The organism is Parendozoicomonas callyspongiae (assembly GCF_023502345.1).
Taxonomy (GTDB): Bacteria; Pseudomonadota; Gammaproteobacteria; order Pseudomonadales; family Endozoicomonadaceae; genus Sansalvadorimonas; species Sansalvadorimonas callyspongiae.
Genome location: NZ_JAMFLX010000015.1, coordinates 19,574 through 43,667 on the forward strand (window position 1 = coordinate 19,574; position 24,094 = coordinate 43,667).

At 47.4% G+C, this 24,094-nt stretch carries 22 protein-coding genes; 13 read left to right on the plus strand and 9 right to left on the minus strand.

All coding sequences use genetic code 11. From position 1 onward, the window contains the following. Positions 1 to 28: 28 nt before the first annotated feature. The 4 genes from M3P05_RS11855 to M3P05_RS11870 form a co-directional block, all read right to left on the minus strand. The gene (locus M3P05_RS11855) at positions 29 to 520 is read right to left on the minus strand and encodes a GNAT family N-acetyltransferase (protein WP_249699873.1); all 492 of its coding nucleotides are present in this window, start codon (positions 518 to 520) and stop codon (positions 29 to 31) included. Positions 521 to 648: 128 nt separating this feature from the next. Then, entirely contained in the window at positions 649 to 1,197 is a 549-nt protein-coding gene (locus tag M3P05_RS11860) for a protein N-terminal glutamine amidohydrolase (protein WP_283777780.1), read from the minus strand. After that, positions 1,184 to 1,843, minus strand: a complete 660-nt coding sequence (locus M3P05_RS11865) for a response regulator transcription factor (protein WP_249699980.1) — start codon at positions 1,841 to 1,843, stop codon at positions 1,184 to 1,186. The genes M3P05_RS11860 and M3P05_RS11865 overlap by 14 nt, the downstream gene beginning before the upstream one ends. A 109-nt stretch (positions 1,844 to 1,952) precedes the next feature. Further along, the gene (locus M3P05_RS11870) at positions 1,953 to 3,005 is read right to left on the minus strand and encodes a sulfotransferase domain-containing protein (RefSeq protein WP_249699876.1); all 1,053 of its coding nucleotides are present in this window, start codon (positions 3,003 to 3,005) and stop codon (positions 1,953 to 1,955) included. A gap of 359 nt (positions 3,006 to 3,364) precedes the next feature. On the opposite strand from M3P05_RS11870, the gene ahpC reads away from it, so the two are divergent. From ahpC to M3P05_RS11905, 7 genes are all read left to right on the plus strand, one after another. Then, positions 3,365 to 3,928: an alkyl hydroperoxide reductase subunit C gene (gene ahpC, locus M3P05_RS11875; RefSeq protein WP_249699877.1), complete on the plus strand. Its 564-nt coding sequence runs from the start codon at positions 3,365 to 3,367 to the stop codon at positions 3,926 to 3,928. Between the two features lie 131 nt (positions 3,929 to 4,059). Then, positions 4,060 to 5,658 (plus strand): alkyl hydroperoxide reductase subunit F, encoded by a 1,599-nt coding sequence (gene ahpF / locus M3P05_RS11880; protein ID WP_249699878.1) that lies wholly within the window; start codon positions 4,060 to 4,062, stop codon positions 5,656 to 5,658. A gap of 394 nt (positions 5,659 to 6,052) precedes the next feature. Further along, positions 6,053 to 6,826: a hypothetical protein gene (locus M3P05_RS11885; RefSeq protein ID WP_249699879.1), complete on the plus strand. Its 774-nt coding sequence runs from the start codon at positions 6,053 to 6,055 to the stop codon at positions 6,824 to 6,826. Between the two features lie 193 nt (positions 6,827 to 7,019). Then, positions 7,020 to 7,289: a DUF4212 domain-containing protein gene (locus tag M3P05_RS11890; RefSeq protein WP_249699880.1), complete on the plus strand. Its 270-nt coding sequence runs from the start codon at positions 7,020 to 7,022 to the stop codon at positions 7,287 to 7,289. A gap of 2 nt (positions 7,290 to 7,291) precedes the next feature. Beyond that, positions 7,292 to 9,094 (plus strand): sodium:solute symporter family protein, encoded by a 1,803-nt coding sequence (locus M3P05_RS11895; RefSeq protein WP_249699881.1) that lies wholly within the window; start codon positions 7,292 to 7,294, stop codon positions 9,092 to 9,094. Between the two features lie 123 nt (positions 9,095 to 9,217). Then, positions 9,218 to 11,017 (plus strand): DUF294 nucleotidyltransferase-like domain-containing protein, encoded by a 1,800-nt coding sequence (locus M3P05_RS11900; RefSeq protein ID WP_249699882.1) that lies wholly within the window; start codon positions 9,218 to 9,220, stop codon positions 11,015 to 11,017. 14 nt (positions 11,018 to 11,031) lie between these two features. Next, the gene (locus M3P05_RS11905; RefSeq protein ID WP_249699884.1) at positions 11,032 to 11,646 is read left to right on the plus strand and encodes a 3'-5' exonuclease; all 615 of its coding nucleotides are present in this window, start codon (positions 11,032 to 11,034) and stop codon (positions 11,644 to 11,646) included. Positions 11,647 to 11,707: 61 nt separating this feature from the next. Here the strand turns inward: M3P05_RS11905 and M3P05_RS11910 are convergent, their stop codons facing one another. Further along, positions 11,708 to 12,442 (minus strand): glutathione peroxidase, encoded by a 735-nt coding sequence (locus tag M3P05_RS11910; RefSeq protein WP_249699886.1) that lies wholly within the window; start codon positions 12,440 to 12,442, stop codon positions 11,708 to 11,710. A gap of 556 nt (positions 12,443 to 12,998) precedes the next feature. Here M3P05_RS11910 and M3P05_RS11915 point away from each other — a divergent pair. The 3 genes from M3P05_RS11915 (at position 12,999) to M3P05_RS11925 (ending at position 15,683) form a co-directional block, all read left to right on the plus strand. Beyond that, positions 12,999 to 13,793, plus strand: coding sequence for a transporter substrate-binding domain-containing protein (locus tag M3P05_RS11915; RefSeq protein WP_249699888.1), 795 nt, complete (start codon positions 12,999 to 13,001; stop codon positions 13,791 to 13,793). A gap of 119 nt (positions 13,794 to 13,912) precedes the next feature. Then, complete coding sequence (locus M3P05_RS11920; RefSeq protein ID WP_249699889.1) at positions 13,913 to 14,893, plus strand: amino acid ABC transporter permease; 981 nt, start codon at positions 13,913 to 13,915, stop codon at positions 14,891 to 14,893. Between the two features lie 46 nt (positions 14,894 to 14,939). Then, on the plus strand, positions 14,940 to 15,683 hold the full coding sequence (locus M3P05_RS11925; protein WP_456299643.1) for an amino acid ABC transporter ATP-binding protein: 744 nt from the start codon (positions 14,940 to 14,942) through the stop codon (positions 15,681 to 15,683). Positions 15,684 to 15,708: 25 nt separating this feature from the next. On the opposite strand, the gene M3P05_RS11930 is transcribed toward M3P05_RS11925, so the two are convergent. Next, the gene (locus M3P05_RS11930) at positions 15,709 to 16,590 is read right to left on the minus strand and encodes a LysR substrate-binding domain-containing protein (protein ID WP_249699890.1); all 882 of its coding nucleotides are present in this window, start codon (positions 16,588 to 16,590) and stop codon (positions 15,709 to 15,711) included. 150 nt (positions 16,591 to 16,740) lie between these two features. Between M3P05_RS11930 and M3P05_RS11935 the strand changes: the two genes are divergently transcribed. Then, complete coding sequence (locus tag M3P05_RS11935; RefSeq protein ID WP_249699891.1) at positions 16,741 to 17,115, plus strand: nuclear transport factor 2 family protein; 375 nt, start codon at positions 16,741 to 16,743, stop codon at positions 17,113 to 17,115. A gap of 82 nt (positions 17,116 to 17,197) precedes the next feature. Beyond that, positions 17,198 to 18,073 (plus strand): VOC family protein, encoded by an 876-nt coding sequence (locus M3P05_RS11940; RefSeq protein WP_249699892.1) that lies wholly within the window; start codon positions 17,198 to 17,200, stop codon positions 18,071 to 18,073. A 223-nt stretch (positions 18,074 to 18,296) separates the two neighbouring features. On the opposite strand, the gene M3P05_RS11945 is transcribed toward M3P05_RS11940, so the two are convergent. Continuing rightward, a complete protein-coding gene (locus M3P05_RS11945; protein ID WP_249699893.1) occupies positions 18,297 to 18,683 on the minus strand; it encodes an SET domain-containing protein in 387 nt (128 codons plus the stop codon). A gap of 136 nt (positions 18,684 to 18,819) precedes the next feature. Between M3P05_RS11945 and M3P05_RS11950 the strand changes: the two genes are divergently transcribed. After that, complete coding sequence (locus M3P05_RS11950; RefSeq protein ID WP_249699894.1) at positions 18,820 to 19,947, plus strand: acyl-CoA desaturase; 1,128 nt, start codon at positions 18,820 to 18,822, stop codon at positions 19,945 to 19,947. Positions 19,948 to 20,061: 114 nt separating this feature from the next. Here the strand turns inward: M3P05_RS11950 and M3P05_RS11955 are convergent, their stop codons facing one another. After that, positions 20,062 to 21,108 carry an HD-GYP domain-containing protein gene (locus tag M3P05_RS11955; RefSeq protein ID WP_249699895.1) on the minus strand — a complete coding sequence of 349 codons (1,047 nt, stop codon included), beginning with the start codon at positions 21,106 to 21,108 and terminating at the stop codon, positions 20,062 to 20,064. Positions 21,109 to 21,134: 26 nt separating this feature from the next. Next, entirely contained in the window at positions 21,135 to 23,993 is a 2,859-nt protein-coding gene (locus tag M3P05_RS11960) for a response regulator (RefSeq protein WP_249699896.1), read from the minus strand. Positions 23,994 to 24,094: the final 101 nt, after the last annotated feature.

The following is a 24,094-nucleotide window of genomic DNA, read 5'->3' on the forward strand; positions in this document are numbered from 1 at the left end:
GCGCAATAAAGCTCTTATAGTCGAAGGGTTATTCGCGGAATTTGACGAAAAGATGCTCGTCGTAGAACTCGTTATTTTTATAAATAGACTGTTTTAAAATGGCTTCTTTATGAAAACCTGCTTTCTCAAGCACACGCATCGATGCTGTATTCGGGCTGAATACTCCGGCAGATATTCTCTGAATATGAGTGTTATCAAAAGCATACTCGGTGAGTAGTTTGACAGCTTGAGCCGCAATTCCTTTTCCCCAGTGTAATTCACCTAACCAGTATCCAATTTCGGCCTCAAAACGTTTCTCGGCTGTTTTGGATTTCAGGCCTACTGTGCCTGCAAATTGGTTATCGTGAATAATTGCTTTATGAATGCCGATTTTTGAGCCAGTAGAAATCCACCATTCGGCATCTTCGCAGGTATAAGGGTATGGAAATGTATCCAGCATATAACGTGATATGCTCGCGCTGTTGGCATTTTTAACCAGAGACTCAATATCATCTTGCGAAAAGTCGCGTAACTCGATCATTCTTCTCGTTCAGTGTTATTTGCCAGGCAGACCCTGGCGCAAAGTAAAGGGGGAATTATTTCAGAGTTGAAAAATAACAGTATTCTGATAAGAAAGTGGCTGTGGAGAGTCAAAAGTTCAGTAAATGGCTATGCCTTCAATTGCATCTTTTCAATATCAAGATATTCCATCAGGGATATAGTCTCTTCTTTGTTCTGATTGATTGGCGGGTATGGAGGAAAGCGGACTAAAGGTTTTTCCTCTGAGTCCAGCATATGAGACCGGTCACTGGTGAACGTCTTCAAATACTCATCAGCAGAAATTTCCCGAATATAAACCTGATGTTCAGGCGACAATGTGTCTTGCGGATAAAAGCATTTCTGGAAGTAATCGCCAGCTTGAACAGGAAAACTCAGATGGCTGTCAAAATCAAAAATCCAGGAAGCCCCTTTGTTTCTCATCAGCAAAATAACATGATAATCCCATAAGACAGGACTGTCGGGATGTGGACTGCTCTTTTGCTGAAGTATGGGAGTTTTGCGCGAAGGGCTGGATAGAAACAGCACCGTTAAGTCGTTTGCAGAAACATCTTGTTCCACAAGATCACGACATAAACACCAGATATTTTCCTCACAGAAACAGGTGGTGTAAGAGAAGTCTTCACGTCTGAAGTCGAGCTTCTGTTCAGGCCGTGCCATCAAGAGGTTCCGGCTCAAGTTCAGACTGTTGCAATGCAATGACTGCCTGGGTTCGGTTGTTGACTCCCAGCTTCCGGAAGATGGCAGTCAGGTGAGCCTTGATAGTCGCTTCTGAAACCTTGAGCTCCCAGGCAATCTGTTTATTTCTTAATCCGGAGTTGATCATCTCCAGAACTTTCAACTGTTGCGGGGTCAGGGATGCGAGGCGCTCAGTCATCTCCGAGTCAACAGAGCTGGCTTCCGGAGCAGGGCCAATGTCAGCTGGCAACCAGATATCACCATCAAGAATCTGTTTAATGGCGGAAGTAATGGTTTCCAGCGACGATGATTTAGGAATAAAGCCGCTGGCACCATGTTCAAGGGCTTTGTGAATCACATCCGGTTCTTCTCTGGCAGAAATAATCACTACCGGAATATCAGGATACTGATTTCGCAGAAACAGGAGGGCTGAAAAGCCGTGGGCTCCGGGGATATGAAGGTCAAGCAGTACCAAATCTGGAGTCTCACCACACTTCAATAATCTTTGCAGATCATCAAGATTATTTGCTTCGGCAATATCAATCTGATCCCAGGACTGCTGAAGAGCCCCACTCAAAGCTGAGCAGAACAGAGGATGGTCTTCAGTAATAATTATCCGGTAGTTCATGGCGCCGGTTCTTATTGTTTTGCCTGAATTACCGACAGGTTGCCAGTGCTGAGTAAGAGTGTCAAACCAGCGGTCAGTCGGCTTGACGGGCTCAAACATTACTTACGGCTTACTCAACAATCTTTGCGGCCGAGCGCTCGTGTAGCTTTTTCTCAAAAATTGCTTTGAACGCTGGGTAGTCCTGGCAATCAGGAACCCCAGCCTTCCATTTATCTCTTAATTTCTGCTTGGCAGGTTCAGTCAGTTCCGGGCTTTGGGTTGAGACAACACGGGGTGCCGGGCGAACATGCTCGGACTCTGTTAATTCTTTCTCCTGAAGCTTTTTCTGCACCCATGATTCATCGAACTTACTGAGATGTTCCTCTAGCTCCATAAACTCTTTGCTGCAGTGATGAATGATCGTGTCGAGTTCATTCTTCTTCAGAGTATCAACACCGATAAAAGAAGCGATGGTCGGAATAACAGTCTGTTTGTTTTTAACTAAATACTCATACGGAATAACAAGGAGATCACCCAGTTCCTTTGCTTTTAGGAACTCCTGGTAGTAAAGCCATAACGAGGCCCCGAAATGCATATCGTCGATATAGTCAGATTGCAGTACAAACTCCGATGCGTCCGTAAATTGCTCAACAGTCGGTACCCCTTTCGCTTTGAGGAAGTTGAAGAAGGAGATAAATGTCTTCTCCGGATCTCGTATGGTTGCAATATAACGACACCCTCTTCTCTGGGATGACAGGGACTGGTGCGTTTTAAAAATACGGGGACTGGCAAGAAGGTTCGGGTTAGTGTCCAGATCCCGTGCCCATCCCAGCCAGGGAGAAACCTGGTACAAATCTTCAAAGTTCATGCTGTCAGGGCCGCCACGCGTTTTAATCTGATTGCATATTTGCTGCATCAGGGTGGTACCGGTTTTAGGTGGGGAAACCAGCATCACATCATCCGGTTCAATTGGCATAGCCGTGCCGTAATCAAAACTCTTTTTTGACATCATGGTGTTTCGGGTAGGTTCTTTCATGCCGACCAGTGGAGTGACCTTGTCAATAAATCCCACTTTTGATTTCTGTTTTTCTGTGCTCGCCTCTAAAGTGATTTTTGAACCTTCAGTGAGTACTGAAGGCCAGTCAGTATCGATAACAGAGGAGGAAGTTGATAACTGCAGCATAGGAAGTACCCTGGATCATATGGTTTCCTTCTTTGGCATATACAGGGTTGTTTAGTTTCAGGGGAACCATGACAACAACCCATTTTGACAGTATTACTAGCAACACCTCTCTTTGCGCATAGGTTATGCCCATATCAATACGGCAGTGGTAGAAGGAGATTGCCAGAATTAATCAATATTTGGGAATTGTTTAATCCAGGCAATTTCGACAGGTGTTTCTCTTATTTCGAGAGATATTGTCAATAGATAAAAACTATGAGTTAAATTCTTTTTATCAATTTTAATGATTTGCGCCCGAGGCATATCATTCAACTGCAGATAACGAACAACGCAGTTGAATTCAGATAGAGGAAACAAACATGTCTCTGGTCAATCAAGAAATCAAATCTTTCTCCGCTACCGCATTCCATAACGGTGATTTTGTTTCAGTCAGCGATGAAGACCTGAAAGGTAAGTGGTCTGTCGTATTCTTCTACCCAGCAGACTTTACTTTTGTCTGCCCAACAGAGCTGGGTGATCTGGCTGATCACTACGAGCAGCTGCAGGCCATGGGTGTTGAAGTTTACGCAGTATCCACTGATACCCACTTTACCCATAAGGCATGGCATGACAGCTCCGAAACCATTGGCAAGATCAAGTTTCCAATGATCGGCGATCCAACTGGTGCCATCTCCCGTAACTTTGAAGTGATGATTGAGGAAGAAGGTCTGGCACTTCGCGGTACCTTTGTTATCAACCCTGAAGGTGTGATCAAGGTTGTTGAAACCAATGATCTGGGTATTGGTCGCTCTGCCAGGGAGCTGATCCGCAAGATCCAGGCTGCACAGTATGTTGCTGAGCACGATGGTGAAGTTTGCCCAGCTGCATGGCAGCCAGGTGAAGAGACTCTGGCTCCTTCCCTGGATCTGGTTGGCAAAATCTAATGCGTAGGGTCGGAAGGCCCTGATTATCCCGCTCCTTAAAGCAGTCCTTTAGAAAAGGAAAGGAGCGGGGAAATTCCCCGTGACTTCATTCTTTTTATTGAACTCTTAATTCGCTAATTCTGGAGCAGACCATGCTGGACGCAAATATTAAACAGCAGTTATCAAACTACTTTCAGGGTATCGATAGGGCGGTTGAAATTATTGCGTCCGTTGATGGCTTTTCATCAGTTGAAGACTCTGCTAAATCAAAAGAGCTTCTAAGCCTGGTTAGCGAGCTCGGAGAACTTTCTGAAACAATCACGGTAAAAGAGAGCCGTGATGATTCCGAGCGCAAGCCTTCCATGGCTATTGCTGTAAAAGGCCAGCCAGCCACTATTCGCTTTGCCGGTATCCCCATGGGGCATGAGTTTAACTCTCTGGTACTGGCGATTCTTCATACCGGTGGGCATCAACCAAAAATCGATGCAGAACTGATTCAGCAGATTAAAGAGCTGGATGGTGATTATAACTTCGAATCCTATATCTCCCTGAGCTGTCAGAACTGCCCGGAAGTTGTGCAGGCACTGAACCTGATGGCAGCTCTGAATCCAAATATCAGCCATACCATGATAGATGGCGCTCTGTTTCAGCGGGAGGTTAATGATCGCAATGTGATGGCCGTGCCTTCTGTTTTCCTGAATGGAGAATCATTCTCCCAGGGAAGAATTTCCATTGCTGATATTGTGAAGAAGCTGGATAAGAATGCCTCAAAGCGTGATGCAGAAACTATCAGCCAGAAAGATCCATTCGATATGCTGGTGGTGGGTGCTGGTCCATCCGGTGCATCTGCCGCAGTTTACTCTGCCCGTAAAGGTATACGCACAGGCGTTGTAGCTGATCGGTTTGGTGGCCAGGTCATGGATACCATGGCCATTGAGAACTTTATCTCAGTCAAAGAGACGGAAGGTCCCAAACTGGTAGCCAACCTTGAGCAGCATGTTCGGGAATATGATGTCGATATTATGTCCGGTCAGCTGGCACAGAAACTGATTCCTGCCTCTGAGCCCGGTGATGAAATTGAAGTTCAACTTGCCAATGGTGCAAGCCTGAAAAGCCGGTCAGTTCTGCTTTCCACCGGTGCGCGCTGGAGAGAAATGAATGTTCCCGGTGAAAAGGAATATCGCGGCAAGGGTGTAGCCTATTGCCCACACTGCGATGGCCCACTGTTTAAAGGCAAGCGTGTTGCCGTGATTGGCGGCGGTAACTCCGGTATTGAGGCAGCTATTGATTTGGCAGGTATTGTCAGCCATGTCACAGTCATTGAGTTTGATAGCAAACTTCGGGCTGATGAAGTTCTTCAGGCCAAACTGCGTTCCCTGCCAAATGTCGAGGTGATAACCAGCGCTTTGACGACTGAAGTGCTGGGTAACGGGCAGAAGGTTAACGGTCTTGTCTATACAGACCGGAATACCGAGGAATCAAAGACTATTGAGCCGGAAGGTATTTTTGTTCAGATTGGTCTGGTTCCCAATACTGAATGGTTAAAAGGCACGGTTGAGCTGTCTCCCCGTGGCGAAATTATTGTTGACGAAAGAGGGCAGACATCTGTTCCCGGTGTATTTGCAGCAGGTGATGTGACCACCGCACCCTATAAGCAGATCATTATTGCCATGGGCAGTGGGGCAAATGCGGCATTGGGAGCGTTTGATTACCTGATCAGATTACCTGCCAGAGTTGAGGAAGCTGCCTGATCAGAAAAGAATGAGTGTGTGGGGCAAGCAAAGGGGCTGCATAGTGCAGCCCCTTTGTGCATCAAGGCAGCGTACTTCTGGGTAAGAGCACGAATCAGTGCAGGAACTTCAATGTTATTCAGTACACTTTACAAGTGCATTCAAAGTACTCAGAACCCGGGCCTGCAGCATACAGAGGAACCAACTTCCCAGCCAACCTTATATCCGGCTTTCAGGATGTCATTCAGAATATGAAAACAGGCAATAACAGCAGCCCTCTATGCTGCAGTTTGTTAGTAGGGCTGACATATCTCCCAGGCATATGAATTTATTCAGCCGGTATGCTGTCAAAAAAAATACCTGTTCCTGTAAATGGAAGAGTTAAGGAAATATATATTCGAGCAAGGAGGGAATTATGGATACTACTCAAACTATTAGCGGTACTCATACTGTTAAGCGCAGTCATCCTGATGAGAATCAATATGACAGCAGAAAAAAAGCACCTAAATTAAACGGCATGACTGTTGACCTCGTACAAGATGTTATCAAAAGTGCGGAAGACTTTGAATCGATGCAAAACAAGCAGCTATTAAAAGAAAACCAGAAGCTGCATGAATATGCATCAAACTTGAGATTATATTTAAACGAGATAAGAGAAGCATTGGTTAAATCACATGCAGAGGTGGAGTTATGTAAATTCAAAGCAGATCTCTATGATTCAACGAAGGCTGAATTTGAGGCAGACAAACAACTTATTGAAAAAGGTAAGAAACAAGCAATGACATTACAATCCACGTTAGAAGTCTATAAAGGTTTTGAGGCGTTGACTGGAATGCTTCTGCCTGTATGCACTCAATGTTTGAACCCTATAAAAAACGATGTATATCGGCACAGGCCATTGGATCAGCATACAGATGGCGACGAATCCGACTCGGGTGATGATTCTGCCCCATGGTGCAGTGCAACCTACCATAAGAACTGCCTTGATGAGCTTATGTGTCAACCTGAGGCTGAGGCAAAATGTTCACAATGTGACGTTCAACTACGAATTAAACTCGGATGGTTCGGTAGTATATTTGGTTCCTCCAAGCTTACGTCTGAACCAGTCAAAGATGACGATCTCTCTCGCAAAACAAGTGAATACCGAAAACTGCACGCGCAGTTGCGTGAACCTGCACTAAATAGCTAGCAAGACAGTTCAAAGGTCACACGAGACGGGTCTCCCCCGCAGCAGACTGCGGGGACTCTTTTATTGTCTGGGAAGTCTATTAGCCAAAAGTCTAAGAGACGTTCGTCGGACTCGCTGTTAGGGTAGCACTCGACCCTGTGACAATAACGCATTATCAAACCCAAGAATAATAATAACAGCGGGAGACCTTCCTATGAGTGATGGTAAGGCGGCGGCGGCCGCTTACTGGAAAGAAAACCTAAGGGTGCTGCTCACCCTGTTATGCGTCTGGTTCGCGGTCTCGTTTGGCTGCGGCATTCTCTTTGTGGATGAACTCGACAAATTCGTCGTCGGTGGTTTCCCGCTGGGCTTCTGGTTTGCTCAGCAAGGGTCGATTTACACCTTTGTTGCACTGATTTTTGTCTATGTGTGGCAGATGAATCGTCTGGATCGCAAATACAACGTGGCTGAAGAGGGAGAGTAAGCATGAGTACAGAAATGCTGACCTACCTTTTTGTAGGCGCGTCATTTGCACTTTATATCTATATCGCCATTCGCTCGCGGGCCGGTTCCACAGGTGAATACTATGTGGCGGGCAAAGGTGTTCACCCCATTGCCAACGGCATGGCAACCGGTGCTGACTGGATGTCGGCGGCGTCATTTATCTCGATGGCGGGTATCATCTCGTTTGTCGGCCGTGATGGCGCGGTGTACCTGATGGGCTGGACCGGTGGTTATGTACTGCTGGCCATGTGCCTGGCTCCATATCTCCGGAAGTTCGGAAAGTTCACGGTTCCCGACTTTGTTGGTGAGCGTTACTACTCCCAGCTGGCCCGTGTGGTGGCCGTTGTCTGCGTCATCTTTATCTCGTTTACTTATGTGGCGGGTCAGATGCGTGGTGTGGGTATCGTATTCTCCCGTTATCTGGAAGTGGATATTAATATCGGCGTTATGATCGGTATGGCGATTGTATTTGTTTACGCCGTACTCGGCGGTATGAAAGGCATTACCTACACCCAGGTGGCCCAGTACTGTGTGATGATCTTCGCCTTTATGGTGCCTGCCATCTTCATCTCCATGATGATTACCGGTAACCCGATTCCTCAGCTGGGCTTTGGCTCCAATGTTGTTGGTACGGAAATGTCGGTGCTTGAGAAACTCAATGGCTTGTCGGAAGAACTTGGCTTTGCCCAGTACACAGATGGCAGCAAATCGACCATTGATATGTTCTTTATCACCATGGCTCTGATGGTTGGTACGGCTGGCCTGCCACACGTTATCGTACGTTTCTTTACCACGCCGACTGTGCGGGATGCACGGAAGTCTGCCGGTTATGCCCTGCTGTTTATTGCGGTTCTGTACACCACAGCACCTGCGGTTGCCAGCTTTGCCCGGATTAACCTGCTGAACACGGTGAGTGAAGCGTCATACAAGGATCTGCCAGACTGGTTTGCCAACTGGGAAAACTCTGGCCTTATCGCATGGACGGATAAAAACAATGACGGCAAGATTCAATACCATCCTGGCAAGCCTATGGAAGGCAAGCCGCAGTTCACTGATGAGCGTGGCGCGAACGGTGAGCGACTGGTCGCCAATAACCCGACTGCAAACAACAATGAGCTTTATGTTGACCGAGATATTATGGTGCTGGCCAACCCGGAGATTGCACAGCTACCTGGCTGGGTAATCGCACTGGTTGCTGCTGGTGGTCTGGCGGCAGCACTGTCAACTGCGGCGGGTCTGTTGCTTGTTATCTCAACTTCAATCTCACACGACCTGCTCAAGCGTAACCTGATGCCAAATATCTCCGATAAGCAGGAGCTTTTGGCTGCTCGTGGCGCAGCAGCCGTGGCGATTGTGATTGCCGGTCTGTTCGGTATTTATCCACCCGCCTTTGTGGCGCAGGTGGTGGCATTTGCCTTCGGTCTGGCTGCGGCATCGTTCTTCCCGGCCATTCTGATGGGTATCTTCTACAAGCGCATGAACAAGGAAGGTGCAGTGACCGGTATGATTGTTGGTCTGGTATTTACCTTCAGCTATATCGTGTACTTCAAGTTCATCAATCCCGGTGCCAACTCTGCAGATAACTGGCTGTTCGGTGTCTCTCCAGAAGGTATTGGTACTATCGGTATGATGCTGAACTTTGCGGTATCCATCGTGATCTGCCACCTGACCAAGGCTCCGCCTCAGGAGATTCAGGACATGGTGGAAGATATCCGTGTACCAACCAGCAAGGGTGCCGCCGGTGCCCGTGTTGAAGGGGAAGCTGGCGAACCTGCAAGGGCTTAATCCAGCATCCTGAAGATGTAGAAAGACTGCAAAAGAGCCCTTATGGGCTCTTTTGCTTTTCAGTCCTTGCAACGCTAATGACGAAATAAACAGCCATTTCCAAGGTAAAAAAAGAGAATGGTCATGAATTATCAGGCACGTTTTCAGCAGCCTCCTTTCGATGTTCTGACAGAGGAGCAGCGTCTTCAGCTTATTAAGGCAGCTTCTCTCAGCTGGTATAAACCGGGAGAAAAACTGCTGAAGGCCGGATCTGAAGCCCAGTCCCTGATGATTGTTCAGAAAGGTGTGATTGAAGAAAGGCACTATAAAGATAAACAGAAAATCTATGCACATTATGCCGAGGATGATCTTTTTGATGTGCGTGGCCTTGTAGATGGCAAAGTCAGGCATGAATATATCTGTCTGGAAGAATCACTGGTGCAGGAAGTGCCCGCAGGTTTGTTCCTGCGCTTCTGCGAAGATAACAAGGCTTTCCGTGAAGGTTTGCAGGCTGATCTGAGTGAAAAATATCATCGGCTTCACGAGGATTCCCGTCCGGAAATTGCTGATTTCCTGTTAAGCCGAATTGAGCGCAACCACTGTCGCCCGGCAAAAACAGTTTCGGGTCATCTTTCTCTGGCCGAGTCTGTCAGGATTCTGGAAGATGAACATCTGGATGCTCTTCTGGTTGATCTGGCTCCCTCCGAATCAGGGCTGGGTATTGTTACCCGAACAGACCTGCTGCGCGCCCTGGCTATTCATCAGAAACCTCTTTCCTGCGAGGTCGGCTCTATAGCAATTGCCCCCTTAATCAGTATTGAGCTGGGTGACTATCTTTTTAATGCGCTGTTGATAATGACTCAGCGTCGTATAGAAAGGCTGACAGTATTTCAGGGTGATGAACTGGTAGGAATGATGGATCTGACCCAGATCCTGTCACTGGCTTCGAACCATTCCCACCTGCTGGCCATGCGGATAGTGCGGGCCAATACCGTAGATGAGTTGATTGATCTGTCACCAGAGATAGACAAACAAGCCCGAAGTCTGTTTTCCAACGGAGTTCGCACAGGTTTTGTAATGCAGCTGGTTTCCACTCTCAATGATCAACTGCTGAAAAGGCTCTTTGAACTTCATTTTCCAACCGAATATCAGGATCGAATCTGCCTGTTATCGTTGGGCAGTGAGGGCAGGGGAGAACAGGTATTAAAGACTGATCAGGACAATGCCCTGATTATTTCAGATGGCATCCCCAAACCTGACGCACATATTCTGGAAGGTTTTACCAAACTGCTGTTGGCCTGCGGCTGGCCGCGCTGCAAAGGCAATGTGATGGTGTCTAATCCTCACTGGGTGCAGACGCAATCGGAATGGCAGAAGCGCATAGTGCACTGGATGGATAACTCCAACCCGGAAAATATGATGGAAATGGCCATGATGGCCGATGCCCGTGCCGTTGCTGGAAATGAGCAACTGATGGATGAGTTTCAGGATAACCTCAATGTAGCTATTGGTAAGCGGGAATCCTTTCTCTCAACCTTTGTGGCACCTGCCCTGCAGTTTGATACTCGCCTGACTTTCTTTGGCCGCATAAAGGAAGGTCGTGATCATAAAATGGATGTGAAAAAAGCGGGAATCTTTCCTCTTGTTCATGGCATCCGGTCGCTTAGTCTGGAACAGCGGATCAACGCGCGCTCAACCATGGATCGTCTTGCTGCTTTAAAAAAATCAGGAAAGCTTGAAGCAGACCGGGCTTCAAAACTGGAAGAGGCTTTTCTGGTTCTGAACAGGCTACGCCTTGAACAGCAGATCGATGAAAGCTGCGATGGCAATGAACTGGATCTGGATGCACTGGATTATCGGCGCAGGGATATGCTGCGGCACTGCCTGCATACTGTGAAAAAGTTTCATCAGTATCTTCGTCACCACTTTCATATTGACGGGTAGTGGGGGAAGAGAAAATGGAAACAGCAATTACGGAAAAACTGCGTTATAGCTGGCTGAACTTCCAGAACCGGCGGCAGTATGCTGACTTTCAGCGTCTGTTTGGACCGGTACCCGAGGATGAGCTTATCAGTCTCGATCTGGAAACCAGCAGCCTTGATCCTGATACCAATGAAATTCTGGAAATTGCAGCTATTCCTGTTCAGGGAAGAAAGGTATTTCCTGGAAAAGCCCTCGTGCTCAGGGTTCAGCCTGAGAAGGAACTTAATCCGGATTCGGTTCCTGTTCACCAGATTCGTGGTAAGGATCTTGAGAACGCATTACAGCCTAAAGATGCCCTGGAACAGCTACTGAGCTTTATCGGGCGCAGGCCTCTGGTTGGTTATAACATTCGTTTTGATCAGAAAATATTAAGCCGATATTGCCAGACATACTTTGGCTTTAAGCTTCCCAATGCTATTCGGGAACTGTCCCATCGTTACTATCGAAAGAAACTCCATAGTCAGCCGGAACATATTACTGATCTACGGTTTGAAAAAATCTGTGAAGATCTGGATATCCCAGTTTTGGAGCGCCACACGGCAAAAGGGGATGCGCTGACTGTGGCCTTAGCGTGGCTGAAAATGATGTGAAGGGAAGAGTACGGTAAGGTGAAACACTCAGGAAAACCTGAGTGTTTCGGAAAGGTGCGGATTATTTTGCCAGGTACTTTTCAAGGTCATCAGCACCACCAATATGGTTGCCACTGATAAATACCTGAGGCCAGGTCAGCTGACCGGTTACAGCGCGCAGGCTGCGGTTGCTGATACCTTTACCCAGTTCAATTTCTTCAAACTGGATATGGTGCTCTTTCAGCATCTCCTTGGCCTTGAGGCAGAATGGGCAGCCCGGCTTGCTGAAAACAGTGGCAAATGGACGCTCTGCCGCTTCAGGGTTAATGTGATTCATCATGGTGTCGGCATCGGAAACCTTGAAGGGGTCGCCTGGCTCATTAGGTTCAATAAACTGCTGCTCGATAACACCATCTTTAACCAGCATGGAGTAGCGCCAGCTGCGATCACCAAAACCGATCTCTTTCTTGCTTACCAGCATGCCCATGCCATCGGTGAACTCACCATTACCGTCTGGAATGAGAGTGATGTTCTCTGCGTGCAGGTCTTTGCCCCACTCGTTCATAACGAAAGTATCGTTAACAGATACGCAGATAATGTCGTCAACTCCGTTCTCCTTAAACACCGGAGCCAGCTCATTGTAGCGAGGCAGGTGAGTGGAGGAGCAGGTTGGAGTAAATGCACCAGGCAGAGAGAAGACTACAACAGTCTTGTTTTTGAACAGATCATCTGTCGTTACATCTTTCCACTGGTTGTTTTCTAGAACCCGGAAAGTGACGGATGGAACATGTTGACCAATACGGTTTTCAAGAGACATTTTAAGAAACCTTTAATGAATAGCTGTGCCAGCCTGACTTCTGGTGAAAATAGTACAAGCCAGGAGGGAATTGTGATAATTGATTAAGTCTAATCAGGCTATAGAGAAGACTAATTTAACTATTACCTGAATACATATTCTTTAAGACCAGAAAAATAAATAATCCATGAAAATCAGGTAATAAGGCCTGCCAAATCAGATTACTTTCATAATCTGTATTTTTCTACTTATGGGAAAAAGAAACTCAGACATATTTGTAATTTTGGGGCCTTTTGGTTAATAAATGCTCGGGATTTACTGAAAACAAAAGCTATAAATGAATAGCCAAATTTTGGGGTGTGGCAGAGCTGTATAAGTAATCGGTCGTTTATTTCCAGGGTTCTTCATCGTTATCTGATTGATGGATTGAGTGGGATGGCCCTTTGCCACTTTCATACCTTTTCGATATATTAGTGCCGCCTTGTAATAATTTTTAGAAAAAAACTCGGAAATAATTTCGAATAGTACTGGAATTTCCTTATTAGTATTCCAACAACAGATTAAGAGTAACACCAGCATGAAGAAGTTTTTTATCGCTCTTTTAGCATCACTGTCACTTATAGGATCTGCATTCGCTGCAGACAACAATATTCTGGATAAAATCATTGAGCGTGGCGTCATTCGGATAGGTTTCGACACTGGCTACCAGCCATTTGAAATGGTCAACAAAAAGGGTGATTACATCGGCTTTGACGTTGATCTTGCCAAGCAGATGGCAAAGGCAATGGGCGTTAAAGTTGAATTTGTGAATACTGCCTGGGACGGTATTATTCCCGCGCTGCTGACCGACAAGTTCGATATCATTATGGCGGGTATGACTGTGACACCACAGCGAAACCTGCGTGTGAATTTTGCTGATCCTTATATCGTTATTGGTCAGACAGTTGTTCTTCGCAAGGAACTTGCAGGCAAAATTAAAAAACCTCGTGACCTGAACGATGCAAAATACAAGCTGGCAGTAAAACTGGGTACAACCGGTCATGAAGCAGCCAAGCGCTACTTCCCGAAAGCTGAGATTTTTGAGTTTGAAACCCAGGACGATGCCAAGCTGGAAGTACTGAATGGCAAGCTGGATGCCTTCGTATATGACCTTCCCTACAACTCTATCTTTGCCTCTCAGAATGCTGATCGCGTTGCCTTCCTGAGTGAACCTTTCACCTATGAACCTCTGGCCTGGGCTGTCCGTCGTGGTGATGAGGATTTCATTAACTGGCTCAATAACTTTCTGCGCCAGGTAAAGGGTGATGGTACTTACGATCGTCTGTATGCCAAGTGGTTCGAATCTGATCGCTGGTTATCAACTCTGAAGTAACAGGTATTCGGCTGTGCTGTATAGCCGGCCGGGTACTGACCTGTCTGATTTTTTAGGCCTCTGCTCCGGGGAGGGAGTGTTCCGGAGCATTAGTGAATGACTAACGCAGGAAGTTTAGCGTGCTGAATTTGAATCAATCCCATGTCCGGCAGATGGAGCGTCAGCCCAATAAACTGCTGTGGCACGGAATTTTCTTTTTAATTGTTGCGGCCATAGCTGTGGGTTTTTATAAATCCTCGCAGTCTATTGAATACACTTGGCGCTGGGAGCGAATGCCCCAATATCTGGTTTATCAGGCAGAAGATCATCTGATGGCGGAGTTTGACGGCTCGGTTATTGAGGAGAATGGTGAACTCTACCTGGTAAATGATTTTGATCCGGATGAAAAAGTCCTGGTAACCGGTCTGGCAGAGGTAACGGTTGCTGATGGCGATGTGATTTTTACCGGAGACTCTCTGGGTTATAACCAAAACTGGGCACTGGGTCCGATTCTTGATGGCGTGCTGGTTACTCTTGAGCTTTCACTTTATTCCGGTGTGCTGGCAATTATCCTGGGAACACTGGCAGGTCTTGCCCGGATTTCTCCCAACCCTGCCCTGAAGAATCTGTCCGTTTTCTATGTTGAAGTGATTCGTGGCACCCCATTGCTGGTGCAGATTTTTATTGTCTATTTCTTTATCGGAACAGTTCTTGATCTTGATCGGTTTGCGGCCGGTGTTATAGCCCTGGCGGTATTTACCGGGGCCTATGTTGCTGAAATTGTGCGCTCAGGTATTGAGTCCATACACAGCGGCCAAATGGAAGCCGGCCGCAGTCTGGGTATGGGGTATGGCCAGACCATGCACTATATCATTCTGCCCCAGGCGTTTAAGCGTGTTCTTCCCCCGCTGGCCGGACAGTTTATTAACCTGATCAAAGACTCCTCTCTGGTGTCAGTTATCTCAATAACCGACTTGACCAAGGCAGGCCGGGAAGTGGTGAGCTCTACCTTCAGTCCTTTCGAAGTGTGGTTCAGTGTCGCCCTGTTGTATCTGGTTCTGACCGGAATACTCTCTTTCTTTGTTCGCAGACTGGAGCGCAAATATGCAAACGTTGGATGATACTGCTGTCACTGCTCCGGAGCCTGAAGAGCTTACTGAAGAGATTGTGGATGTTAAGTCCACGCCCATCATTTCTGCATCAGGTGTAGAGAAGATTTACCCCGGCAATGTTCACGCCCTGAAAAATATCAATGTAGAAATTCTGGAAGGTGAAGTTGTTGTAATTGTTGGCCCAAGTGGTTCCGGAAAATCAACTTTTCTTCGAACCCTGAACCAGCTGGAAACCATTAATGACGGCGAGATTGTTGTTGATGGAATTTCTCTGACCACGCCGGGTAATGTGAATGCTCTGCGGGAAGAGGCTGGTATGGTGTTCCAGTCGTTCAACCTGTTCCCTCACCTGACGGTTCTGGACAATATCTGTCTGGCACCAATGAAAGTCCGTAGTATTTCCCGGGAGAAGGCCGAGAAAAGAGCTGAGAAACTGCTGCAGCAGGTTGGAATGCTGGACAAAAGGGACCGCTATCCTTCGCAGCTTTCCGGTGGTCAGCAACAGCGTGTTGCGATTGCCCGTGCCCTGGCGATGCGACCAAAGATTATGCTGTTCGATGAGCCTACCAGTGCCCTTGACCCGGAGATGGTGGGTGAAGTTCTGGATGTTATGAAGAAACTGGCTCATCACGGTATGACCATGGTTGTTGTAACCCACGAGATGGGCTTTGCCAAAGAAGTCGCAGACCGGGTGATGTTTATGGAGAGTGGTGAACTGGTGGTGGAAGATACACCGGAAGCGTTCTTTGATAATCCCGCCTCTGAACGTTTGCAGCAGTTCCTTAGTCAAGTGTTGTAGCGCTTTTGCTTCCAGCTCTGTGTGATTACAGAGCTGGAATACAGCTCTTAGCCAGTTGGTTTTCTATCGCTTGCAGGCAAACCTTAACATTGACCGAAACCAGTTGATCATAGGGATGCAGTGCATAGACCGGGTTGGGCTTTAGCTGATAATCAGGAAATACAGGTTGCAGCTGATTCTTTGTCTGGGAAATAACAAAGTCTGGAATCAAACCGATTCCTGCACCTGACTGAATCAGGGTCAGACATGTATGAAATGAATCGGCTCTGCATGAGGGGGTTGTGGCAAAAATCTTGTGATCACCCATCTCACTGTGTTTCAGTTCGTGCAGAATCTCTTTGCTCTGCCAGTGATTGGCAATATATCCAGCCTCATTAACCTCACCATTTTCAACGATCTGCTGATGACCGCAAAGAACATCTCTGAAACTTCCAATTCTGCGCTGCTTTAATGAAGCATCTTTGGACTGGCCAACGCGAATTGCCAGATCAATCCCGGCCGTCATGATGTTAAGGTGTGAATCACTGCTGATAAGTTCAGGCTTAAGAAGAGGGTACTGTTTCAGCATCTGACTAATAGCGGGTGCCACGATATAACTCATCATGGCATCCGAAGCTGTGATTCTGATATGCCCCTGTGGAGTGTTCTGGCAACTCTGTACCTGTTCCCATGCCTGATCAACAAGGCCATTCAAATGCCTGCACTGCTGGTAAAAGGTTTTTCCCTCTGGGGTCAGCACCTGCTTGCGGGTGGTTCTCTTTAAAAGCTGGAGACCCAGCTCCTGCTCTAGAGCTTTCAGATGCTGGCTGATAACGGATTTGGAGAGATCTAACGCATCTGCCGCTGCAGTAATGGAGCCAGCCTCGACAATATGGGCAAAGACTGACATATAACGAAGACGGTTCATGGTAGACGCTGCAACCTTCTCTTTACTTTGTCCATAAAATTAAAGACTGTTTAATATAATTGAACAAACTGTTCAAATATTCCTGTTTTTCAATTGAAAAGTAAAGCCTACACTTCTGCCCATATTCACGAGAGTGCTGGAGTTGCACACATGCAGAAGCAAGAAACCCTCGAAGCCTGTAAAGCTGGTATTGCTGCCTGGCAGCGCGCATTTAACAGCCAGAATGCTATTGGCTGTGCTGCACAATACGATGAAAATGCAGTGATGGAAGCCCGTCCTTTTGGAACATTCCAGGGCCGTGAAGCCATTCAGGAGTTCTGGCAGGGAATTATTGACCAGGGTTTTGCCGATGTAGATTACACCAATGTAGCCTGGGAAGAGGCTGAAGATGGTGGTTATATCCTGACATCGGAATGGACTATGAATAAAGCATTCGGTGTCGTTCATCGTGAGCACTGGGTTGTGCAGTCTGATGGCCATGCCCGACTGATCAGCGATGACTTTGAAGTTCAAGGCGAACGCTAAATAATTATAAGCATACCAGCGATATAGTGGTTTTCATGAGCGCCATCATGAAACCTCAATATTCCCTGAGCGGGGAAGTTTGATGAAGATCATGCATCATCGTTTATGCATTACCGATGCTGAACAATCTCTGGTTTTTTATTGCCAGAAACTTGGTATGAGCCTTGTGGCTCATGAAGAGAGAGCGGATTCTCAGCATTACTTTCTCGCTTATGAAAATACCAGTTCTGCTTTGCTGGAGCTGGTTTATAACCCTCACCAGTACAGCCCGGAAATCGCTCCTCAGCCGAGCCGAGCCGAAGGGTATTGGAAGTTCTCGATTGCCGTACCCAACCTTGACCAGGTCAGGCAGCTGCTTTTGGCCTGCGATGTTCCTGTTGGCGACTGTTTTGAAGTGCCGGATGTCGCTTATCTTTGCCATCTTCAGGACCCGGATGGATACTGTATTGAACTGATTCAGCATACCTTCCTGGGAAACAAGCAAAACTGTGACCCTTGCTCAAACAGCCTGCCAGGAGTCCCAGTCTCCTTGAACCTTTCAACTCTTCGAGTGAAAGATATTGATGCCAGCCTCGTTTTTTATAAGGCGCTTGGAATGAAGCTGCTTTCCCGTCAGGTAGTCCCCAGCCGTAATATGACGCTGTATTTTTTGTCGGGCTACGGAGAAGCTGCACCTGGTACTGATATTGATGCGGTCGAGATCAGGGAATGGCTTTGGCAAAGGCCTTATACCCTGCTGGAGTTGCAGCATATTCACGGTACGGAAAGCCAGCATGATTTTCGTTATCGGGTTGGGGTGCAAACCGGGTTTCTGGGCCTGGATTATCAGGTTGAATCATTACCTGACCTGATAAGCTCTTTGGATACAATACCTGCTGAAGTTCTCACACCTGATAGGGAGAGAAAGGGTATTGAGACCAAAGACCCGGATGGATATTGCCTGCGTTTTTTCTGTTAAAGGGTTAGTTTGTAGTGAATGATTTCGCACTTGTACACTTATCATACTCTCATTATCAGTACTTCTTATAATTTCTAAAAATACATCATTAATTCTACTGTCACTTTCCTTGTTCTGTTTTTGTATATTGAACGTGCATGACTTGGGAAAGTTATTTCCCGTGAACGGAAAAGAGTGTACAGCAAATTTTTATCCCACCCGATTCCAGACGAGAGCTAGAAAGCTATTTAATCCACTGAATGGAATCTTCACTCCATAGTGGGGACTGATCGTTAGGCGTTCCGTTGTAATTGATGGTGATTTCTTCGTTTGGAAGGATTTTCTTGATGGCCAGAAACTCAATAATTTCTTCGTCCTCACAAACCCGATACAGAGCATTTGGGGTGTAGGAGTGGTTGTAGATTGAACCAAGCCCGAGTGCTATGGCGGCTTGATCCTGGTTCCTTCCCCAGCAGAAGTAATAGTTATTCAGTACTGTTGAACGAAGGTGATCAATATCCTTGTGGGGTATTACAACGGCAGGACAGCGTTCAATAACAGTATCCCGCTCGATTTTCTTGGAAGAAAAGACCCCACGGCCTTTTCCAGAGATACTGGAGATATAAAGCATAACAACAGCCGATATTGATTCTTGTTGTTCGGTGTATTCTGCCCGTCCAGTATACAGCGTCCGTGATAATCGGCTATAAAAAGGAAAGCAGTTTTGATGATTCCGGATTTCCACAACTCTGGCAGGAGTTTATCTCTTGAAGACTTCCGTTGATCGCAAGGCCAAACCTCCCATTATTCTTGTCACCAACCTTTTGTTTTCTCTTACATTTCTGGCTGCCGTTGTGCTGGTTCCCTGGTATGGAGTGAGTCATGGCTATGAAGTCTTTGACTGGATCATGCTGGTTGTGATCCTCATGTTTAATGGCACGGCAATAACCGCTGGTTATCATCGTCTCTGGGCACATAAAGCCTACAAGGCTCATTGGAGCCTGCGGCTTTGGTTTGCTTTGTGGGGAGCAATGGCTATCCAGAATAGCATTATGCACTGGACCTCAGGCCACCGTCGGCATCACCAGCATGTCGATGATTATGATCTTGATCCTTACTCGGCCAAAAGAGGGTTCTGGTTCTCCCATATTGGCTGGATGCTGCGCAGTTACGATAAGGAGGTTGGAAATTTTTCCAATATTAAGGACCTGCAGAAAGATCCTGTTGTAATCTGGCAGCACCACTATTACATTCCAATTGTGTTGGCCATGAATTTCGGAGTGCCACTGTTAATTGGTCTTCTCAGTGGCAATGTGATGGCCAGCCTTCTTCTAGCTGGAGTACTGCGGCTGGTTCTCAGTCACCACTGTACATTCTTTATTAACTCACTGGCTCATATCTGGGGAAAACGTCCATTTACCGATAAGAATACTGCCAGGGATAACGGTCTTCTGGCCCTGTTTACCTGGGGTGAGGGCTACCACAACTTCCACCATGTTTTTTCTTCAGACTACAGGAACGGCGTTCGCTGGTGGCAGTTTGATCCGATCAAATGGCTGATATTTTCAGCTTCGAAAATCCGGCTGACTTCGGGGCTAAGAAGGGTCAGTGATTTCAGAATCGAAAAGGCCCGTATAGATATGCAGTTTAAACGGGCAGGGCAGAAACTTTCCTGTGAGCAGGCATTGGCTAACCTTGAAAAGCAATACCAGGAACTGCTGGAGGCGCTGAAAGAGTGGTATGCATTCCGTCAGCAATGGCTTGAAGGAAAGGCTGAAGAGTTGAGAAACCAGTGGGAGTCACTGGATATGCGAACTCAGTATGAAGAGCTGAAAAGTTCTTTAAAAGAACAAAAAGGACGCTGGCAGCTGGCCCTGATGGGACAGCTTGCATAAATAATGGCTCGACATTCTTTGAATGTTTACGGGCCAAGCAGAACATTAAATAGAATGGATTGGAGCAGTAACCTGGCTTTTCAGGTTGCTGCTCAAGAACTGTTCAGGGTTAGCTCAGGCCACTTTTTCTGCGTAGGTGTTCATAACTTCCAGAGCTTCTGGCAGGACCCTGCGGAACGCCTGCACAAGTCTTGGCTCAAAGTGAGTGCCAGACTGCTGCTCAATCCAGTCAATAGCTTCATCAACTGACCATGCCCGCTTGTAAGGTCGTTCCGTGGTCAGTGCATCGAAAACATCTGCGACAGCTACAATTCGTGAGCTGAGCGGAATATCTTCTCCTTTCAGACCACCCGGATAGCCTGAGCCATCCCATTTTTCGTGATGGGTTTTGGCAATTTCATACGCCATATGCATAAGGCCGGAGTCATGCTGCCCAAGAATCTGGCAACCAAACTCTGGATGCTTTTTCATCGTCTCCCACTTATCATCATCCAGCTTTCCTGGTTTCAGAAGAACAGCGTCGGGAATACCGATTTTGCCAACGTCATGCATGGGGGCCGCTTCCATCAACAGATCAACCCAGGATTCAGGTTCGCCAATAGCTCTGGCAATCAGACCTACGTAATGGCTCATCCTGATAACATGCATGCCGGTTTCATTGTCCTTGAACTCCGCCGCACGTCCCAGGCAGTCTATAACCTGTTTCCTTGACTGCTTAAGCTCTTCAGTTTTTTCGTTTACCAGCTGCCCCAGGTGCCGGGTCTGGTTGTGAAGAGCCAGGTGTGTGCGGACACGGGCGCGGACAATCCCCGGACGAACCGGCTTGATCAGGTAGTCAACGGCGCCAAGATCAAGGCCTTTCTCTTCATCTTCATCACTGCCCATGGCAGAGATAAAGATAACCGGAATATCCTGGGTTTTTGGGTCAGCCTTGAGTCGCCTGCAGACTTCATAACCATCCATATCCGGCATCATGATATCGAGCAGAATCAGGTCAGGCTGAGGGTTGGACTGGGCAATCTTCAGGGCTTTGGTGCCATTCAGGGCTGCCTTAACCTTGTAGTCAGGCAGCAGAATTTCACGCAGTACCGCAATGTTTTCAGCGGTGTCATCAACAACCAGAACAGTCTGAGCCGAAGTCTGTTCCGAGTCCGTAAACATCTTGTTTTGCATATCTAAAATTGACACTAGTCTTCTATTGCAATGGCAATATTCAGTTTCTCAAGCAACTCATCCAGCTGTTCAAGAGCCTGGTCCATATCGAATGCTTCCAGAGAGCACTCGATGGAATCAGGCAGACCAGAGTTACCATGTAACTCTGACAGATCAGCTTTGATTGGAGAGAAGGTATCGAGAGCTTCAGTATTATCATCAGCCAGTTGGCTTCGGAGTAAACTGAGCTCCTTGGTCAGAGCATCCATCTCTATTGCTGGGGTCGCCTTGGGAGTTGCAAAGGACGCTCCCTCCTGGCTGTCAGCAATATCCTGTTTTTCCACCTGATATTTCAGTGCCTGAATTCCTGCAACTACTTCTTCCATAGCGACTTCAATCTGTCTGGCTTTTTGCACCAGCTTGGTCTGGATGGACCTCTTTTCCGTGATCTTCTGCAGTTCCATGGCCAGGCGTGAAAGTTCGGTGGCACCGATGTTTCCTGCGACACCTTTCAGGGTGTGAGCAAGTCGAATTGCGGTTTCAAAATCTTCACCCCTCAGAGCTGCGAGGTAGTTATCAGTGAAACCGGCCTGATTGGTAATAAAACGGGTCAGCAGTTTATAGAGCAGGCTGCTCTTGTTCTGGCAGACAGCCAGACCAGCATTGACATCAATACCGACCAGAAGACACCAGTCCCACTTGTCACTTTTTTGCTCAGCGGTGCCTTTGACTTTGAGGCGAGGGCAGCTGGGTGTTATCCAGTGAGCCATTTTGGCCAGCATATCTTCGAAGTCGATCGGCTTGGCAATATGGTCATTCATCCCGGCCTCAAGCACTCGCTCGCGGTCACCACTCATGGCATTGGCGGTCATGGCCAGTATGGGAAGGTCTTTCCATTGTGGATTTTGTCTTATCAGCTGGGTGGCTTTGTAGCCATCCATAACCGGCATTTGACAGTCCATGAGAACACCGTCGAAAGAACGGGTGTTGAGGAAATCAATTGCTTCCTGGCCATTCTCGGCAAGCTCGGCAGTCATGCCGTTGCTGACCAGTAGATCGAGGGCCAGCTCCTGGTTGATTTCATTATCCTCAACCAGAAGAATTTCAGCACCGGCAAGGTGCTCAATAGCAGATTCCATGCGCAGGCTGGACTGCTTCCGTGTTGTTGCGATAGGTCGGGAGGCACCAAATGCCCTGGCAACAGCATCCATCATTGAAGACGCTGTGACCGGCTTGGTCAGATAAGAGTGTATGTTGCTGCCTTCTCCGTGAGTGCTGGCAAAGTCCTGTCCAAACGCGGTAACAAGTATGCAGTGAGGTGGCTCATTCTTGCATTGCTGGGCCAGCAGTCGTGCAGTGCTGATACCATCCAGACCTGGCATGCGCCAGTCCAGGATAACCAAGTTGAACGGATCAGAGGAATCTTCCGCTTCCAGTATTTTTTGTAGAGCGCCACAGCCACTTCTGGTCTGTTCGACACGCATGCCGAAGCTCTCAAACATGGCGGAACAGATTTCTCTGGCTGTAGCACTATCATCAACAACAAGAACCCGGCGATTACGCAGAAAGTGCAGATCTTCTTTGGGTTCACTGACGGCCTGGGTGCCAAAGGGAATTGTGAACTGGAAGTTCGAACCTTTACCTTCAGTACTGTCTACCCAGATTTTGCCACCCATCATTGTGACCAGACGACTACAGATAGCCAGACCCAGCCCGGTACCACCATAACGGCGGGTTGTGGAGGAATCGGCCTGGCTGAAGGACTGGAACAACTTGTTCTTCTGCTCTTCGTTAAGGCCAATGCCGGAATCTTTTACAGAAAAGTGCAGCTCGATTTCATCGCCAGTCTTCTGTGCTATCTCGGCAGAAACGATAACCTCGCCTTCCTCAGTGAACTTAACCGCGTTGTTTCCGAGGTTTAGCAAAATCTGACCGAGGCGCAGTGGATCACCAACAAGGTCCGGCATATTTGGCGGCAGAGAGTAAAGCAGCTCCAGTCCCTTCTCTTCAGCATGAAGGCCAACAATACTGCTCATGTCGTTCAGTACGGTTTCCAGGCGGAAAGGCACTTCTTCCAACTCAAGCTTGTCTGCTTCGATTTTGGAGAAATCGAGGATGTCGTTGATAACACCCAGAAGTGACTGTGCCGAACGGTTGACCTTCTCGATATAGTTCCGCTGTTTTCTATCGAGGCCAGTCTGCAGCACAAGTTGGGACATACCCAGAATGGCATTCATCGGCGTGCGGATTTCATGGCTCATATTGGCCAGGAAATCACTCTTGGCCTTGGATGCCTGTTCAGCGGTCTCTTTAGCCTGCAGGAGTTCGCTGTCCATACGCTGTCGTTCAGTGATATCACTAAATACAACAACGCAACCTTTGAGTTCGCCATCCTTCACCATCGGACGACAGCTGTATTCCACAGGAATGCAGCGCCCATTCCGAGACCAGAATGTATCGATCAGGTTGGTGCAGGGCTCACCTTTTAGAAGAGCCTGAATTATGGGAAGTGAAGACGGGTCTCTTAGTTTTCCGGTGTGATCTCTGTGCTGGAGTAGAGGTAACAGTGAGCAACCATGAACTTCCTGCTCAAGGTAATCCAGAATATTCAGGGCGGCTTCATTGATACAGTTCACCTTGCCCTGTTCATCCAGTCCGAACAAACCCTGGCCGACAGAGGTTAGAATCAGGCGGCTCTGCTGTTCCAGTTCCGCCAGTTCGCAGGTTCTCTCATTCACCTTTCGGTCAAGCTCTTCGTTGGCGGCTCTCAGGCGCTCGTTAGCCTGACGCCCCAGGTAGAGCATAAACATGAAATAGGGAACAGTGAACGTGAATATCAGCCCCAGAATCTCCTGATGTTGTGCATAAGTATTGGAGAGAAACAGGCTTCCCAACAGGAGAATGAGGAAAAGAATTAACCTCCGGAACTGGAGACTCTGAATTTTGTGTTTAATTAAAGCCAAAGAACACAGTCGGGACATATCTCTGCAGGTTT

What these genes read in the sequence shown, in the direction of transcription:
- M3P05_RS11855 (WP_249699873.1), bottom strand. Translation starts at nt 520, where the DNA reads ATGATCGAGTTACGCGACTTTTCGCAAGATGATATTGAGTCTCTGGTT.
- M3P05_RS11860 (WP_283777780.1), bottom strand. Translation starts at nt 1,197, where the DNA reads ATGGCACGGCCTGAACAGAAGCTCGACTTCAGACGTGAAGACTTCTCT.
- M3P05_RS11865 (WP_249699980.1), bottom strand. Translation starts at nt 1,843, where the DNA reads ATGAACTACCGGATAATTATTACTGAAGACCATCCTCTGTTCTGCTCA.
- M3P05_RS11870 (WP_249699876.1), bottom strand. Translation starts at nt 3,005, where the DNA reads ATGCTGCAGTTATCAACTTCCTCCTCTGTTATCGATACTGACTGGCCT.
- ahpC (WP_249699877.1), top strand. Translation starts at nt 3,365, where the DNA reads ATGTCTCTGGTCAATCAAGAAATCAAATCTTTCTCCGCTACCGCATTC.
- ahpF (WP_249699878.1), top strand. Translation starts at nt 4,060, where the DNA reads ATGCTGGACGCAAATATTAAACAGCAGTTATCAAACTACTTTCAGGGT.
- M3P05_RS11885 (WP_249699879.1), top strand. Translation starts at nt 6,053, where the DNA reads ATGGATACTACTCAAACTATTAGCGGTACTCATACTGTTAAGCGCAGT.
- M3P05_RS11890 (WP_249699880.1), top strand. Translation starts at nt 7,020, where the DNA reads ATGAGTGATGGTAAGGCGGCGGCGGCCGCTTACTGGAAAGAAAACCTA.
- M3P05_RS11895 (WP_249699881.1), top strand. Translation starts at nt 7,292, where the DNA reads ATGAGTACAGAAATGCTGACCTACCTTTTTGTAGGCGCGTCATTTGCA.
- M3P05_RS11900 (WP_249699882.1), top strand. Translation starts at nt 9,218, where the DNA reads ATGAATTATCAGGCACGTTTTCAGCAGCCTCCTTTCGATGTTCTGACA.
- M3P05_RS11905 (WP_249699884.1), top strand. Translation starts at nt 11,032, where the DNA reads ATGGAAACAGCAATTACGGAAAAACTGCGTTATAGCTGGCTGAACTTC.
- M3P05_RS11910 (WP_249699886.1), bottom strand. Translation starts at nt 12,442, where the DNA reads ATGTCTCTTGAAAACCGTATTGGTCAACATGTTCCATCCGTCACTTTC.
- M3P05_RS11915 (WP_249699888.1), top strand. Translation starts at nt 12,999, where the DNA reads ATGAAGAAGTTTTTTATCGCTCTTTTAGCATCACTGTCACTTATAGGA.
- M3P05_RS11930 (WP_249699890.1), bottom strand. Translation starts at nt 16,590, where the DNA reads ATGAACCGTCTTCGTTATATGTCAGTCTTTGCCCATATTGTCGAGGCT.
- M3P05_RS11935 (WP_249699891.1), top strand. Translation starts at nt 16,741, where the DNA reads ATGCAGAAGCAAGAAACCCTCGAAGCCTGTAAAGCTGGTATTGCTGCC.
- M3P05_RS11940 (WP_249699892.1), top strand. Translation starts at nt 17,198, where the DNA reads ATGAAGATCATGCATCATCGTTTATGCATTACCGATGCTGAACAATCT.
- M3P05_RS11945 (WP_249699893.1), bottom strand. Translation starts at nt 18,683, where the DNA reads ATGCTTTATATCTCCAGTATCTCTGGAAAAGGCCGTGGGGTCTTTTCT.
- M3P05_RS11955 (WP_249699895.1), bottom strand. Translation starts at nt 21,108, where the DNA reads ATGTTTACGGACTCGGAACAGACTTCGGCTCAGACTGTTCTGGTTGTT.